Below are 13,696 nucleotides of genomic sequence, written 5' to 3'. Positions count from 1 at the left end.
ACGTCTTCGATCGGCAGCAGGAACGGCTTGTCAACGGCGCGTTCCGGCGTCGGGATGTAGCTGTCCAGTGCATCAGCCAGGCGGAAGATTGCCGGTTCGCCGATTTCCGACTGATCACCTTCCAGCGCCTTCAGCGCCGAACCGGTGATGATCGGCAGATCGTCGCCCGGGAAGTCGTAGCTGCTCAGCAGTTCGCGGACTTCCATTTCCACCAGTTCCAGCAGCTCGGCGTCATCAACCATGTCGGCCTTGTTCAGGAACACGATGATGTACGGCACGCCAACCTGACGGGCCAGCAGGATGTGTTCGCGGGTCTGCGGCATCGGGCCGTCAGCGGCCGAGCACACCAGGATCGCGCCGTCCATCTGCGCTGCACCCGTGATCATGTTCTTCACGTAGTCGGCGTGTCCCGGGCAGTCAACGTGCGCGTAGTGACGCGCTTCCGTTTCGTACTCGACGTGAGCGGTATTGATGGTAATGCCGCGCGCGCGTTCTTCCGGTGCGCTGTCGATTGCTGCGTAGTCCTTGGCCTCCCCGCCGAACTTCTTCGACAGGATGGTGGTGATCGCCGCGGTCAGCGTGGTCTTGCCGTGGTCAACGTGGCCGATCGTGCCGACGTTCACGTGCGGCTTCGTCCGCTCGAACTTCTCTTTAGCCATGATGAGTTTTCCTGTCAGAAAAACAAAGAAGTAAGTGGTGCCCATGGGCAGATTCGAACTGCCGACCTCTCCCTTACCAAGGGAGTGCTCTACCCCTGAGCTACATGGGCGCTTGACCTGAGACTTGGAGCGGGTGAAGGGAATCGAACCCTCGTCATAAGCTTGGAAGGCTTCTGCTCTACCATTGAGCTACACCCGCCTCGCTGCGCGTCGATTCAACGTCACGCCGCCAAGACTTTAAATCTTGAATTCTGGTGGAGGGGGAAGGATTCGAACCTTCGAAGGCTGAGCCGTCAGATTTACAGTCTGATCCCTTTGACCGCTCGGGAACCCCTCCGTGAGAGAGCCCGAACTATATAGACCACCCGGAAACCCGTCAACACCTTTTTGCGAAAAAAGCCCAATTTCTGCTGACCAAATGTGCCGGATGCAACAACGCCCCGGAAAATGCCGGGGCGTTGTCCTTGCCAATCAGCCAGTTAGGCGATGGCACGCGGAAGACTCAGGCCTTGCCGCTGATGATCACGAATTTCTGGTACAGCTGGTCGTGCGTCTCTTCGTGACCCGGGTCCAACGGGATACAGTCGACCGGGCAGACTTGCTGGCACTGCGGTTCGTCGTAATGGCCGACACACTGGGTGCAGAGATTCGGATCGATCTGGTAAATCTCTTCGCCTTGGGAAATGGCGTTATTCGGGCATTCCGGCTCGCAGACATCGCAATTGATGCACTCGTCGGTAATCATCAGAGCCATGCTGATTCTCGCTTTGTTTCAATAAGTTAGTAAGCAAGCTGACAATTGTGTCAGCTAAGTCCCGCCTGAGCAACTAACGGCGGGTTCTAAGTTCATGCCGGCTCGCGCATCAGCAAGCCATGGCGGACCACGCCCGCCCTGCCTTCCTTGACCCGTTTCCAGCCATTCAGTTCCGGCCAGTCGCGACATTCTGCGTAGACCGTTCCGCCCGGCGCAAGTCGTGCCGCCAGCAGTGGCAGGACGCGGGCCAGCAGGTCCGAATCGTACGGCGGATCGACCAGGATCAGGTCGAAGGTGTCCGTGCAGCCGGACAGCCAGCCAATGGCGTCGGCGTTGACCACTTCGACCGTGCCGGCTTCAAGCAGGCGGCGATTGTCATGCAGACTGGCTGCCACCGCCCTGGATTTTTCAACCATGACCACGCGCGAGGCGCCGCGGCTGGCCGCCTCGAAGCCCAGGGCACCGCTGCCGGCGAACAGGTCCAGCACACGCTGGCCGTAGAGCGCCTGCCCCAGCCAGTTGAACAGGGTCTCGCGCACCCGGTCCGGCGTCGGCCGCAACCCCTGCTGGTCCGGAAACGAAATCAGCCGGCGGCGATAGTCGCCGCCGATGATCCGCACTTTATTGCTGTTGGATTTCACGCTGCCTCATTGAACGCGCTGCGGCTCGCCACCGACCACGACCACGCTCATCCGCGCCGGATCGACCCGACGGCGGTAAGCGTCGCGCACGTCGGCGGCGGTCACCTTGTCTATGGCCTTCGGGTAATCGTCCAGCCAGGAAAGGGGCAGATTATAGAAGCCAATGACCGCCACGTATCCGATCAGACTGCGATTGCTGGCATAGCGCAGCGGAAATCCGCCGACGATATTCCCCTTCGCCTGGGCCATTTCCGCTTCGGTCGGCCCGTGCTCGACAAAGTCGGCCAGGGTCTGCCGGGCGACTTTCAGCGCCTCGTCGGCCTGTTCGCGCCGGGTATTGACCGACAGGGCGAAGTCGCCGGGTTGCGCATACGGCGCCAGCCAGCTCGACGCGCCGTAGGTCAGCCCGCGCTTGTCACGCAGCTCCTTCATCAGACGCGAGTCGAAGGAACCACCGCCGAGGATGTAGTTGCCGACCACCAGCGCGTAGTAGTCCGGATCGTCCCGGGTGATCAGCGGCATGCCGAACATGACGCTGGCCTGGGTGGCGGTGTGCGTCTTCCGGATCGTGTCGCCCTGCGCCGCCGGTACTGGCGGCAGGGCCGGCAGGGCAGCCTGCGCGGGGGACAGACCACGTGTCAGCTGTCGGGCCAGCCGTTCCGCACTGGTCCGGTCAACGTCACCGACGATGGAAATGGTCATGGTCGACGGCCGGTAGTAATGCCGCCAGAACGCCTGCAGGTCGGCCCGGGTCAGCGCGCTGATGGCCGCTTCGTCGGTACGGGCACCGCTGGCATACGGATGCGTTCCATACATGCTGCGGTTCAGCAGCCGGTAGGCGACGGCCTCCGGGCTGTCCTGCTGCTGCCGGTAGGCGGCAATGGCCTGGGCCTTGAGCCGGGTCAGCACCCTGGCCGGAAACGCCGGCCGGGTCAGGATCTCGTTGACCAGTTTCACCGAGGCCTCGCGCTCCGTCATGGACGACAGGCTGCGCAGGTGGACAAAGGCGCGATCGCGGTCGACACCGGCGCCAAACTCGCTGGCCAGATCGGAGAAGCGATTGGAGATGGCGTCTTCGCTCAGCGTCGTCGTGCCGGCGGACAGCATGTCGGCCGTCATGCCGGCCACACCGGGCCGGTCGGCCGGATCACGCCGGCTGCCGGCGTCGAAATCGATGCGCAGGTCAACAATCGGATTCTGTCGCGCTTCTACATAGAGGACGCGGGCGCCATCGGGCTGGGTCCAGTGCTCGATGGTCGCCGCACTGGCGCTGCACACTGCGCCGAGCAGGCCGAGCGCCAGCACGGCCTTCAGGACCGGAACGTGATTAATGGACATTGCCGTCTCCTTTGAGGTTCTGCGCGGGCAGCGGGTGCTTCGGGTCCGGCGGCAGCGGCTTCAGCACACCGACTGTCAGTGCCGAATCACGCAGCCAGGCGCGGGCCACGCGCTGGATGTCGGCGCTGGTGACCTTGTTCAGCCGTGCATCCATTTCGTCTTCGGCCTTCCAGCCGAAGCCGCGCGTTTCCAGTACGCCAATATTCATGGCCTGGGCAAACTGCGAATCGCGCTGGTAGATGCGGGAAGCCATCATTTGCCGGCGGATGCGTTTCAGTTCGTCCTGACTGACGCCATCGCGCGCCAGCCGGGTCAGTTCGGTGCGAATGGCCTTTTCGACCTCGGCCACCGTCTTGCCGGCGGCCGGTACGGCAGTGATGGTGAACAGCGTGTCGCCGCGCGACGCCGGGTTGTAGTCGACATTGATGCTGTCGGCGATGCGCGCCTCGCGCACCACGCGCTTGGGCAGCCTTGACGCATCGATGCCGTCCAGCGTGGCCGCCAGCATGCTCAGCGCATACGGATCGGCATCGTCGAGCTTGTTCAGTTTCGGCACCCGCCAGGCCATGACCAGATACGGCAGTTGCGACGGCTGCTCGACCACGAAGCGGTGCGGACCATCCTGCATCGGCGGCTCGACCGGCGCTTCCGGCCGGCGCACGTCGCGCCGCGGCAGCTTGCCGAAGGTGTCGCGGGCGGCGGCCAGCACCTGGGCCGGGTCGACGCCCCCGACCACCACCAGCGTGGCGTTGTTCGGCGCGTAGAAGCGCTGGTACCAGTCGTTCAGCACGCCGCGGTCGATGCGGGGGATGTCGTCGGCCCAGCCGATGACCGGTTGCCGGGCCGGCCCCTTGAACGCGGTCGCCCTCACCTTCTCCATCAGCACGGCCGCCGGGCTGTCGTCGGTGCGCATGCGCCGCTCTTCGCGGATGACTTCCAGTTCGTTCTTCAGCGTGTCGGCGTCGATGACCAGATTGGCCATGCGGTCGGCTTCGAGCCGGAACATCTCCGGCAATGCCGCGCTGCCGATCTGCTGGTAGTACGCGGTGTAGTCGCGATTGGTGAATGCGTTGTCCTGGCCACCGCGGGCGGCGACACGGCGGGCGAACTCGCCCGGACCGACGCTGCGCGTACCCTTGAACATGATGTGTTCCAGTGCATGGCTGATCCCGGTCAGGGTGCCGATCTCGTCGATGCCGCCAACCCGGTACCATACCTGCGACACGGCGACCGGTGCCCTGTCATCGGGACGGATGACCACTTTCATGCCATTGTCGAGAACCGCCTCGACCGTCGGTGCTTCCGCCGCGCCCGCGCTGGCCGCCAGCAGCAGCAAGGCACCGGAAAAACCGGAAAGTTGAATTGCTTTCATGCCCTTGCCTAGTAGAAAGTCGAAAAAAGAATAAAATCCGGGCTTATACCTAATCATTTTGTCGCGAGTCATCCTCGCGCAACGACTGTCAGCTTATTCCATGTTCAGTTTTTTCAAGCGTAAACCCACTCCCGTCACCCCGTCGCCCGACACCGCGCCCGAAGCCGCGGACACGCCCGACACACCGGTCCCGGCAGCAGCCGAACCGGTGAACACTGTGCCCGAGCCGGTTGCGGTCGTCGAATCCACCCCGGTCCCGCCTGTTGCTGCGGAACCGGAGCCGGAACCGGCAGGCACGGAGACGGCCCGGCGCCCATCATGGACCGAGCGCCTGAAGGCCGGCTTGTCGAAAACCCGCGACAAGCTCGGCAAGCAGTTTGCCGGCCTGTTCGGCGGCGGCAAGATCGACGAGGACCTGTACGAGGAACTGGAAGCCGTGCTGCTGACCGCCGACATGGGCGTCAGCGCCACCCAGCATCTGCTGGACGACGTGCGCAAGCGGGTCTCGCTGAGGGGGCTCAAGGATGCCAGCGAGCTGAAGGGCGCGCTGAAGGATGCCCTTCTCGATCTGATCGGCCCGCTGGAGAAGCCGCTCGACCTGCAGCGCGCCGCCCCGCTGGTCATCATGATGGCCGGTGTCAACGGCGCCGGCAAAACCACGTCGATCGGCAAGCTGGCCAAGTACTTCCAGACCCTGGACAAGCGCGTGCTGCTTGCCGCCGGCGACACCTTCCGTGCCGCCGCGCGCGAGCAGCTGGCCGAGTGGGGGACGCGCAACAATGTGACCGTGGTCTCGCAGCAGGGCGGGGACGCGGCCGCCGTGTGCTACGACGCGATCCAGGCCGCCATCGCGCGCAAGATCGACATCGTGCTGGCCGATACGGCCGGCCGGCTGCCGACGCAGTTGCACCTGATGGAAGAGATCAAGAAGGTCAAGCGCGTCTGCAACAAGGCGCTGCCGGACGCGCCGCACGAAATCCTGCTGGTGCTGGATGCCAATATCGGCCAGAACGCCGTGCAGCAGGTCAAGGCCTTCGACGACGCGCTCGGCCTGACCGGCCTGATCCTGACCAAGCTGGACGGCACGGCCAAGGGTGGCGCCATTGCCGCCATCGCCCGCGAACGCCCGATCCCGATGTACTTTATCGGCGTTGGCGAAACCCTCGACGACTTGCGGCCGTTCTCGGCACGCGACTACGTCGACGCCCTGTTCGACTGAGCACGAGAGCCATGATCAAATTCGACCAAGTCACCAAGCGCTATCCCGGCAGTATCGACGCCATCAAGGGCCTGAGCTTCCAGATCGATCGCGGCGAGATGGTGTTTCTCGCCGGCCACTCCGGCGCCGGCAAGTCCACGCTGCTGAAGCTGATCTCCGGCATCGAGCGCGCGACGATGGGCAATGTGGTGGTCAACGGCCAGAACCTGTCCAAGCTGCGCGCCAGCCAGCTGCCGTACGTACGCCAGCATATCGGCGTGGTGTTCCAGGATCACAAGATCCTCTACGACCGCAGCGTGTTCGACAATGTGATGCTGCCGCTGGACATCATCGGCTTCGACCGTCGCGAATCGACCCGCCGCGTTCATGCGGCGCTGGACAAGGTCGGCCTGCTCGGCAAGGAAAAGACCAATCCGATCCGCCTGTCCGGTGGCGAGCAGCAGCGGCTGTGCATCGCCCGCGCCGTGGTCCACCGCCCCAGCATCCTGCTGGCCGACGAGCCGTCGGCCAACCTCGACCGCGCCTATGCGCTCGACATCATGGAACTGTTCAAGTCCTTCCACCAGGTCGGCGCCACCGTGGTCATTTCCGCCCACGACGAAACCCTGATGGCCGACTATGGCCGTCGCATCATCCGCCTGGCCCATGGAGCGTTCGCCGCATGAAACACTCGCTGATCCTGAACTGGCAGTCGGCCCGCCGCGCGCTGACCGGCTTTTTCCGCCAGCCGTTCGGCAATCTGCTGACGCTGTTGCTGCTCGCCGTGGCCCTGTCGCTGCCGCTCGGTCTGTACCAGACGGTCAAGGGCCTGTCGGCCTGGGCCGGCCAGCTGACCTCGGTCCCGCAAATGACGCTGTTCATGGAACTGTCGGCCGACACCGCCGACGTCAAGGCGGTCGAGGCGGCGCTGAAGCAGCATCCCGGCGTGGCCAGCATCGAGTTCGTCGGCCGCGATACGGCGCTGAAAGGGCTGCTGGCGCGCAACGGGCTGGACGGCATGCAGGACGGCCTCGGCGGCAATCCGCTGCCGGATGCGTTTATCGTGACGCCGAAGGACATGCCGGCCACGCAGCTTGAGCATCTGCAGCGCGAACTGTCCGGGCTGCCGCTGGTCGAACTGGCCCAGTTCGATGCGTCGTGGGCGCACAAGCTGGACGCCATCCTGACCCTGGGCCGGCAACTGCTGCTCGGGCTCGGCATCGTGCTGGCGGTCGCGCTGGTGCTGGTGACCCACAACACCATCCGCCTGCAGGTTCTGGCGCGGCGTGACGAGATAGAAGTCGCCAAGCTGATTGGTGCGACCAACGGCTTTATCCGTCGTCCGTTCATGTATCACGCGCTGTGGCAGGGCATTTTCGCCGCGCTGATCGCCTGGGGGCTGTCGGCCGGTTTCGCCAGCATGGCCAGCCCGGCGCTGGGCCAGATCGCCACGCTGTACGGGTCGCAGGCCCGGCTGGCGCCACTCGATGCCGACGAGATCGCCATCCTGATCGCCGCCAGCGCGCTGCTGACCATGCTCGGCGCCCGCCTGGCGGTCAACCACCACCTGCGGCAGCTGACACCGCACTGAGATCCCGGCCGCCGACGATTAAGTCCGGGCTAAGCCCTGGTGGGCAGACTGGGTTTCCCGGGCAGGACGACAGCCGTCGACCTGCCCTGCTGGATTTTTGCGCTGGCCAATCATAGTCTTGAGCTATGTTGTCGATAAAAAATGACTGGCCGGCGAAACCGGATGCTTTTAGCAGTCTCCCGATGTGAGTGCTAGAATCGAGCGTTGAAGGAGGATATCCACTTGATGAATGCCACGATGAACCTGCCGGTACCGTCTGCCAATGGCAGCCTAGATCAGTACATTGCGGCCGTGAACAGCGTTCCGATGCTGACGCAAGAGGAAGAACTCGAACTCGCTACCCGCTTCCAGCAGGACGAAGACCTTGAAGCCGCGCGGCAACTGGTGCTGTCGCACCTGCGCGTGGTGGTCTCGATCTCGCGCGGCTACGCCGGCTATGGCCTGCCGCAGGCCGACCTGATCCAGGAAGGCAATATCGGCCTGATGAAAGCGGTCAAACGCTTCGAGCCGACCCGCGGCGTGCGCCTGTTCTCGTTCGCCGTCCACTGGATCAAGGCCGAAATACACGAATTCATCCTGCGCAACTGGCGCCTGGTGCGCATCGCGACCACCAAGCCGCAGCGCAAGCTGTTCTTCAATCTGCGCTCGATGAAGCAGGGCTTCTCGGCACTGTCGGACAAGGAAGCGCAGCGCATCGCCGACGACCTCGGCGTCAAGCCGGAAGAAGTCCGCGAAATGGAAACGCGGCTGTCCGGTCAGGACATCGCGCTGCTGGCCGATGATGGCGACGAAGACGGCTACGCGCCGATCGACTGGCTGGCCGACCACGAAAGCGAGCCGACGCGCGAAATCGAACGCAAGGCCTATGACCGCCTGCAGCGCGAAGGCATCGAGGAAGCCCTGGCCAGCCTCGACGCACGCAGCCGCCGCATCATCGAGGCGCGCTGGCTGCAGGACGATGGCGGCCTGACGCTGCACGACCTGGCTGGCGAATTCGGCGTGTCCGCCGAGCGCATCCGCCAGATCGAGGCCAAGGCACTGAAGAAGATGCAGATGACGATGGTTGCCGGCTGATCGCCGCCACATCAACGAAAAAGCCCGCACATTCGCGGGCTTTTTTCTTTCCACTCACTGCCATGGCAATCCGCTGACCCGGCTGAATATCTCGCCGTCGCGGGGGGAGAAGAACACCAGCACGATGCGCTCGGGCTGGGCCATGCTCGCGCACCAGTCAGCCAGCACCCCGGCCACGACCTGTGCCGCATCGACATGCGGATAGCCGTAGATGCCGGTCGAGATGGCCGGGAAGGCAATGCTGGCGCACTCCAGTGCCGCCGCCCGCGCAAGCGCATTGCGGTAGCAGGCGGCCAGCAGCGCCGCTTCATCCCCGCCATGCCGGCCCCAGACCGGTCCGACCGTATGCAGCACATAGCGCGCCGGCAGCCGGCCCCCGGTCGTTTCCACCACCTGTCCGGTCGGCAGTCCGTCCGGCAGCACCGTCTCGCGCAGGCGCCGGCAATCGGCAAGGATGGCCGGCCCGCCGGCCCGGTGGATGGCGCCATCCACCCCGCCACCGCCCATCAGCCCCGAATTGGCGGCATTGACGATGACATCCACTTCAATCTGCGTCAGGTCTCCCACGCAAATGCGGACCCGATCAGCCGGCAAACCGGCAGGTGTGATTTTGTCCATGGACTTGTCCGGCACCTCAAAAAACGTATAATAGCGCCTCGTTGGGCCGGTAGCTCAGTTGGGAGAGCGTAGCGTTCGCAATGCTAAGGTCGTGAGTTCGATCCTCATCCGGTCCACCAGAGAACACCCGATAAAAAACGCATTACACGGCAAAGTGTAATGCGTTTTTTATTTGCGGATGCAGCGCGCAGCAGGTGAAGGACTTTGGCGACACTTCCTCCCGATGGGGCTGGCCTGACGCCGCCTGCTCGCGTAGCATCCATGCCCCTTTCACGGCGACGTTCCCACCATGAATCTCTCACCCGCCCGCGCCTGCGGCATCGATTTCGGCACCTCGAACTCCACCGCCGGCTGGCTGCGTCCGGGCGTCGCCACGCTGCTGCCACTGGAAGACGGCAAGCCGACGCTGCCGTCGGCCGTGTTCTTCAACGCCGACGAAGACAGCATGAGCGTCGGCCGCGCGGCGATGGCGGAGTACATCGATGGCTATGAGGGCCGGCTGATGCGGGCACTGAAAAGCCTGCTCGGCAGCAGCCTGATAGACGGTCATACCGAGGTGCTCGGCCGCGCCCTGCCGTTCCGCGAGCTGCTGGCGACCTTTATCGGTGAACTGAAGTCCCGCGCCGAGACCGCCGCCGGGCGACCGTTCGACCAGGCGGTCTTCGGCCGGCCGGTGTTTTTCGTCGACGAGAATCCGGAAGCGGACCAGCGCGCACAGGACACGCTGGAAGCCATCGCCCGCCAGGTCGGTTTCCGCGACGTCAGTTTCCAGTTCGAGCCAATCGGCGCCGCGCTGCACTATGAAACGACGCTGGCCCACGAGGAGCTGGTATTGATCGCCGATATCGGCGGTGGCACGGCCGACTTCTCGCTGGTGCGGCTGTCGCCGGAACGCTCGGCCCGTTCGGAACGGGCGGACGATCTGCTCGGCAATGCCGGCGTGCATATCGGCGGCACTGACTTCGACCGTGCGCTCAGTCTCGGCGGCATGATGCCGCACCTCGGTTACCGCTCGCGGATGAAGAATGGCGCCGAGATTCCGTCCGGCATCTTCTTCCATCTGGCGACCTGGCACACGATCAACCTCGCCTACACCCGCCAGGCCTGGGCCGATCTGCAGGGCATTTATCGTGACGCACTGGCACGGACCGAGCTCGACCGGCTGTCGCGGGTGGTCAATCGCCATGAGGGCCACTGGCTGGCGTTGCAGGTCGAGCAGGCCAAGATCGACCTGTCGACGGCGGAGCACGCCAGTCTGTCGCTGGAGCGGCTGGAAGCCGGCCTGGCGCCCGTCATCACCCGTGACGACTTCACCACGGCGACCCAGTCGCTGGTCGACCGGGTGGCCGTGGTGGTCGGCCAGTTGCTGAAGGATGCCGGCGTCGCCCGCGAACGGGTATCGACCATCTACTTTACCGGCGGCAGCAGCGGCGTGCCGCATCTGCGCGCCCGCATCGCCGCCGAGTTGCCGTGTGCGCGCGCGGTCGAAGGCGATCTGTACGGCAGCATCGGCGCCGGCCTGGCGGTGGAAGCGGCACGACGCTACGGCTGACGGCGCAACGCCTGAAACGGGAACAGGCATTCCCCGGACTGCTCATAAAGGGGCACCGACGGCGATCGGCCGTTCTGAGCGGACAGTCAGGGTTTTTTCGTCTAGCGTTAAGCGTCATTGTCGTTTTCCCCCACCCGCAAGGAGATCGTTCATGAGCCATACCGTCGCCGTTCTGGTTGGCAGCCTGCGCAAGGAGTCGTACAACCGCCGCTTCGCGCTGGCCTTGTCCCGGCTGCTGCCGGCCGACTTCCGCTTCGAGTTCGTCGATATCGGCGTGCTGCCGCTGTACAACCAGGATCTGGACAGCCAGTTTCCCGCCGCCGCCGTGCACTTCAAGCAGCAGATCGAAGCTGCCGATGCCCTGCTGTTCGTGACGCCTGAATACAACCGCTCGGTGCCCGGGGTGCTGAAGAATGCGCTGGACTGGGGCTCGCGTCCCTGGGGCAAGAGTGCCTGGGGTGGCAAGCCGGCGGCCGTGGCCGGCACCTCGCCCGGGGCAATCGGCACCGCACTGGCACAGCAGCACCTGCGCAACATCCTCGCCTATCTCGATGTGCAGGTGCTGGGCCAGCCGGAGATCTTCCTGCAGTACAAGGACGGGCTGATCGACGCCGATGGCCATATCGGCAACGACGACACCCGCGCCTATCTGCAGGGCTTTGCCGACCGCTACGCGGCCTGGGTCAGACAGCACAACCCGCGTTGAGGCCGGCGGCTGACGGGCTGCTTCAGGCCTCGCCGCTGGGAGCGATGCGGAAGCCCTTGACCAGGCCCAGCCCGCGCAGATGGTCCGACAGCCGGGTGCCGGCGTCAGCATGCGACGCCCGGATCACCATCCGGTACTCGAAGTAGTCATCGTCGGCATCGTACTTGTAGCTGAGTCCGGTCAGGGTGAAACCCTGGCCGGCCAGCAGGCTGGCCAGTTCCGGCTCGGACATGACCTCGCGCAGCGAGAAGCGCAGCGTCAGGTGGGCATAGAACAGCGCCGGCATCCGCTTTTCAACCCAGCGGAACACCGACAGCGTGCCAATCGCCAGTACGGTGGACAGTGCCGCCGGCCACACGAAGCCGATGCCGATCAGTACGCCGATCGCAGCCGTGGCCCAGATCGACGCGGCCGTGGTCAGCCCGCGTATCGAGAACCCTTCACGCAAAATGGTCCCGGCACCGAGAAAACCGATGCCGGTCATGATCCCCTGCGCCATCCGGGTCGGGTCCATCTGCAGATGAGCCTGCATGCCGGCCGGCACCCAGTCGGCCGGATAGACCGTCATCAGCATCAGCAGGCAGGACGACAGGCAGACCAGTCCGTGAGTGCGAAAGCCGGCCGGACGTCCATGGTAATGACGCTCGACGCCGATGATCGCGCCGGCAAACAGCGCCGCCAGCAGTCGCAGCGCCAGGTCACCGGTCTGTGCCGACAGCAGGGGAATCTCCATCGCGGTCCTTCCTTGGTGTCAGGTCTGCGCCCGGACTAGGGTCGACCCAGGGTGTCGGCCAGCGCCAGCGCCGCGTACAGGCTGCCGGGGTCGGCACGACCGCTGCCGGCCAGATCCAGCGCCGTGCCATGGTCGACCGAGGTGCGGACGATCGGCAGGCCAAGGGTAATGTTGATGCCGTGGCCGAAGCTGGCATGCTTCAGGACCGGCAGCCCCTGGTCGTGGTACATCACCAGAACGGCATCGCAGTGGGCCAGCTTGTCGGGATTGAACAGGGTATCGGCCGGCAGCGGACCGGTCAGATCGATGCCGCGCGTGCGCAGCGCGGCCAGCGCCGGTTCGATGATGTCGATTTCCTCGCGCCCCATGTGGCCGCCCTCGCCGGCATGCGGATTCAGGCCGGCCACCAGAATGCGCGGCGCCGGGATGCCGAACTTGCCGACCAGGTCGGCATGCAGGATGGTGATCACTTCGTCCAGCAGCGCGCCGGTAATGGCATCCGCCACCTCGCGCAGCGGCAGATGGGTGGTAACCAGGGCGACACGCATGCCGCCACCGGCCAGCATCATCACCACCCGTGGCGTACCGGTGCGCTCGGCCAGGTATTCGGTATGGCCGGTAAACGGCACGCCGGCTTCATTGATCACGCCCTTGTGCACCGGCGCGGTCACCATCGCCGCGAAGGTGCCGTCGAGACAGCCATCGATGGCGGCATCCAGCGTCGCCAGCACATAGTGACCATTGCGTGCATCCAGCACGCCGGCCTGCACCGGCACGGCCAGCGGCACATGCAGCACTTCCAGCGCCGTGTCCGGTGCCGGCGCGGCAGGGTCGAAAGCGACGAACTGCGCCGGCAGGCCCAGTTGTGCCGCCCGCGCGACCAGCAGTTCGCGGTCGGCGATGACCACCACCCGGCTGTCGCGGGGCCGCAGTGCCAGCTGGCAGACCAGGTCGGGGCCGATGCCGGCCGGTTCGCCGGCGGTCAGCGCGAGGGGGCGCGTGTTCATTGCGCGTCGTCCTGCTTTTCACGCCGGGCCGGGCTCGCGGACTTGCTCTCGATGGCGCGGACCACCACGTAGGCGATCATCGTGCACAGGAAGAACAGCAGCAGCAGCCAGGCGACCGACTGCAGCGTCTCGATCAGCGTGCGGTAGATTTCCAGCGTCCAGCGCGCGCCGGTCAGCTCGGTCGCCACACTCTTGCCGTCCAGGTACTTTTCCAGCTCCCACAGCCGCACCCCGCCGGATACCCCGACCACGACAATGGCGAAGCGCAGGTACTTGCGCCACGGATCGGTCAGGTCGTCACCGACGATACGGCCAAGAATGCGCGCAACCGCGCCATCGAAAAAGCGCGACACCAGCACCGACGTCACCAGGGAAATCAGGAACGTCGCGGCGAGCAGCATGAAAAACATGGAACCTCCAGGGTCAGAACAAGTTCGGCGGGCGGCGGGACAG

General features: G+C 64.9%; 15 protein-coding genes and 4 tRNA genes. 7 read left to right on the top strand and 12 right to left on the bottom strand.

The features are described 5' to 3' along the window. The 8 genes from ACYVG8_RS12575 to ACYVG8_RS12540 all read right to left on the bottom strand — a co-directional run. Nucleotides 1–659, bottom strand: a 659-nt coding sequence (locus ACYVG8_RS12575; RefSeq protein WP_460745932.1) for a GTP-binding protein, incomplete at its 3' end; no start/stop codon positions are given. Nucleotides 660–694: 35 nt separating this feature from the next. Then, nucleotides 695–769: transfer RNA gene (locus tag ACYVG8_RS12570), tRNA-Thr, on the bottom strand. A 15-nt stretch (nucleotides 770–784) separates the two neighbouring features. Next, nucleotides 785–858: transfer RNA gene (locus ACYVG8_RS12565), tRNA-Gly, on the bottom strand. Nucleotides 859–911: 53 nt separating this feature from the next. Beyond that, a tRNA-Tyr gene (locus ACYVG8_RS12560) sits at nucleotides 912–996 on the bottom strand. 165 nt (nucleotides 997–1,161) lie between these two features. Continuing rightward, nucleotides 1,162–1,413 carry a YfhL family 4Fe-4S dicluster ferredoxin gene (locus ACYVG8_RS12555; protein ID WP_028498456.1) on the bottom strand — a complete coding sequence of 84 codons (252 nt, stop codon included), beginning with the start codon at nucleotides 1,411–1,413 and terminating at the stop codon, nucleotides 1,162–1,164. 92 nt (nucleotides 1,414–1,505) lie between these two features. Further along, nucleotides 1,506–2,054 (bottom strand): 16S rRNA (guanine(966)-N(2))-methyltransferase RsmD, encoded by a 549-nt coding sequence (gene rsmD, locus ACYVG8_RS12550; RefSeq protein ID WP_028498457.1) that lies wholly within the window; start codon nucleotides 2,052–2,054, stop codon nucleotides 1,506–1,508. Nucleotides 2,055–2,060: 6 nt separating this feature from the next. Continuing rightward, nucleotides 2,061–3,392 carry a M16 family metallopeptidase gene (locus tag ACYVG8_RS12545; protein ID WP_460745931.1) on the bottom strand — a complete coding sequence of 444 codons (1,332 nt, stop codon included), beginning with the start codon at nucleotides 3,390–3,392 and terminating at the stop codon, nucleotides 2,061–2,063. Further along, nucleotides 3,382–4,764 (bottom strand): M16 family metallopeptidase, encoded by a 1,383-nt coding sequence (locus ACYVG8_RS12540; RefSeq protein WP_281660501.1) that lies wholly within the window; start codon nucleotides 4,762–4,764, stop codon nucleotides 3,382–3,384. The genes ACYVG8_RS12545 and ACYVG8_RS12540 overlap by 11 nt, the downstream gene beginning before the upstream one ends. A 100-nt stretch (nucleotides 4,765–4,864) precedes the next feature. On the opposite strand from ACYVG8_RS12540, the gene ftsY reads away from it, so the two are divergent. The 4 genes from ftsY (at nucleotide 4,865) to rpoH (ending at nucleotide 8,627) form a co-directional block, all read left to right on the top strand. Then, on the top strand, nucleotides 4,865–5,983 hold the full coding sequence (ftsY, locus tag ACYVG8_RS12535) for a signal recognition particle-docking protein FtsY (protein ID WP_460745929.1): 1,119 nt from the start codon (nucleotides 4,865–4,867) through the stop codon (nucleotides 5,981–5,983). 11 nt (nucleotides 5,984–5,994) lie between these two features. Next, complete coding sequence (gene ftsE, locus ACYVG8_RS12530; RefSeq protein WP_028498461.1) at nucleotides 5,995–6,648, top strand: cell division ATP-binding protein FtsE; 654 nt, start codon at nucleotides 5,995–5,997, stop codon at nucleotides 6,646–6,648. After that, entirely contained in the window at nucleotides 6,645–7,553 is a 909-nt protein-coding gene (gene ftsX / locus ACYVG8_RS12525; protein ID WP_028498462.1) for a permease-like cell division protein FtsX, read from the top strand. Before ftsE ends, ftsX begins: the two co-directional genes overlap by 4 nt. A gap of 225 nt (nucleotides 7,554–7,778) precedes the next feature. Further along, a complete protein-coding gene (gene rpoH / locus ACYVG8_RS12520) occupies nucleotides 7,779–8,627 on the top strand; it encodes an RNA polymerase sigma factor RpoH (protein ID WP_028498463.1) in 849 nt (282 codons plus the stop codon). A 54-nt stretch (nucleotides 8,628–8,681) separates the two neighbouring features. On the opposite strand, the gene ACYVG8_RS12515 is transcribed toward rpoH, so the two are convergent. Further along, nucleotides 8,682–9,245, bottom strand: coding sequence for an O-acetyl-ADP-ribose deacetylase (locus ACYVG8_RS12515; RefSeq protein ID WP_036385449.1), 564 nt, complete (start codon nucleotides 9,243–9,245; stop codon nucleotides 8,682–8,684). Nucleotides 9,246–9,288: 43 nt separating this feature from the next. On the opposite strand from ACYVG8_RS12515, the gene ACYVG8_RS12510 reads away from it, so the two are divergent. The 3 genes from ACYVG8_RS12510 to ACYVG8_RS12500 all read left to right on the top strand — a co-directional run bounded on the left by ACYVG8_RS12510 (nucleotide 9,289) and on the right by ACYVG8_RS12500 (nucleotide 11,503). Further along, a tRNA-Ala gene (locus tag ACYVG8_RS12510) sits at nucleotides 9,289–9,364 on the top strand. Nucleotides 9,365–9,534: 170 nt separating this feature from the next. Further along, nucleotides 9,535–10,797 carry an Hsp70 family protein gene (locus ACYVG8_RS12505; RefSeq protein WP_112691947.1) on the top strand — a complete coding sequence of 421 codons (1,263 nt, stop codon included), beginning with the start codon at nucleotides 9,535–9,537 and terminating at the stop codon, nucleotides 10,795–10,797. A 151-nt stretch (nucleotides 10,798–10,948) separates the two neighbouring features. Next, complete coding sequence (locus ACYVG8_RS12500; protein ID WP_460745927.1) at nucleotides 10,949–11,503, top strand: NADPH-dependent FMN reductase; 555 nt, start codon at nucleotides 10,949–10,951, stop codon at nucleotides 11,501–11,503. A 22-nt stretch (nucleotides 11,504–11,525) separates the two neighbouring features. Here ACYVG8_RS12500 and ACYVG8_RS12495 read toward each other — a convergent pair whose 3' ends face one another. Genes ACYVG8_RS12495 through ACYVG8_RS12485 form a run of 3 tightly spaced genes read right to left on the bottom strand, consistent with a single transcriptional unit; the run spans nucleotide 11,526 to nucleotide 13,653 of the window. Beyond that, nucleotides 11,526–12,236, bottom strand: coding sequence for an MgtC/SapB family protein (locus ACYVG8_RS12495; protein WP_460745926.1), 711 nt, complete (start codon nucleotides 12,234–12,236; stop codon nucleotides 11,526–11,528). 35 nt (nucleotides 12,237–12,271) lie between these two features. Beyond that, nucleotides 12,272–13,243 (bottom strand): 4-hydroxythreonine-4-phosphate dehydrogenase PdxA, encoded by a 972-nt coding sequence (gene pdxA, locus ACYVG8_RS12490; protein ID WP_460745924.1) that lies wholly within the window; start codon nucleotides 13,241–13,243, stop codon nucleotides 12,272–12,274. Then, a complete protein-coding gene (locus ACYVG8_RS12485) occupies nucleotides 13,240–13,653 on the bottom strand; it encodes a hypothetical protein (protein WP_028498473.1) in 414 nt (137 codons plus the stop codon). Before ACYVG8_RS12485 ends, pdxA begins: the two co-directional genes overlap by 4 nt. Nucleotides 13,654–13,696 lie beyond the last annotated feature (43 nt).

The organism is Microvirgula curvata (assembly GCF_054781615.1).
Note: the sequence above shows the minus strand (reverse complement) of the source record. Positions and strands in the feature narration are given on the sequence as shown.

Excerpts from the sequence above, each read along its gene's own strand:
- ACYVG8_RS12555 (WP_028498456.1), bottom strand. The coding sequence starts at position 1,413 with ATGGCTCTGATGATTACCGACGAGTGCATCAATTGCGATGTCTGCGAG.
- ACYVG8_RS12545 (WP_460745931.1), bottom strand. The coding sequence starts at position 3,392 with ATGTCCATTAATCACGTTCCGGTCCTGAAGGCCGTGCTGGCGCTCGGC.
- ACYVG8_RS12540 (WP_281660501.1), bottom strand. The coding sequence starts at position 4,764 with ATGAAAGCAATTCAACTTTCCGGTTTTTCCGGTGCCTTGCTGCTGCTG.
- ftsY (WP_460745929.1), top strand. The coding sequence starts at position 4,865 with ATGTTCAGTTTTTTCAAGCGTAAACCCACTCCCGTCACCCCGTCGCCC.
- ftsE (WP_028498461.1), top strand. The coding sequence starts at position 5,995 with ATGATCAAATTCGACCAAGTCACCAAGCGCTATCCCGGCAGTATCGAC.
- ftsX (WP_028498462.1), top strand. The coding sequence starts at position 6,645 with ATGAAACACTCGCTGATCCTGAACTGGCAGTCGGCCCGCCGCGCGCTG.
- rpoH (WP_028498463.1), top strand. The coding sequence starts at position 7,779 with ATGAATGCCACGATGAACCTGCCGGTACCGTCTGCCAATGGCAGCCTA.
- ACYVG8_RS12515 (WP_036385449.1), bottom strand. The coding sequence starts at position 9,245 with ATGGACAAAATCACACCTGCCGGTTTGCCGGCTGATCGGGTCCGCATT.
- ACYVG8_RS12505 (WP_112691947.1), top strand. The coding sequence starts at position 9,535 with ATGAATCTCTCACCCGCCCGCGCCTGCGGCATCGATTTCGGCACCTCG.
- ACYVG8_RS12500 (WP_460745927.1), top strand. The coding sequence starts at position 10,949 with ATGAGCCATACCGTCGCCGTTCTGGTTGGCAGCCTGCGCAAGGAGTCG.
- ACYVG8_RS12495 (WP_460745926.1), bottom strand. The coding sequence starts at position 12,236 with ATGGAGATTCCCCTGCTGTCGGCACAGACCGGTGACCTGGCGCTGCGA.
- pdxA (WP_460745924.1), bottom strand. The coding sequence starts at position 13,243 with ATGAACACGCGCCCCCTCGCGCTGACCGCCGGCGAACCGGCCGGCATC.
- ACYVG8_RS12485 (WP_028498473.1), bottom strand. The coding sequence starts at position 13,653 with ATGTTTTTCATGCTGCTCGCCGCGACGTTCCTGATTTCCCTGGTGACG.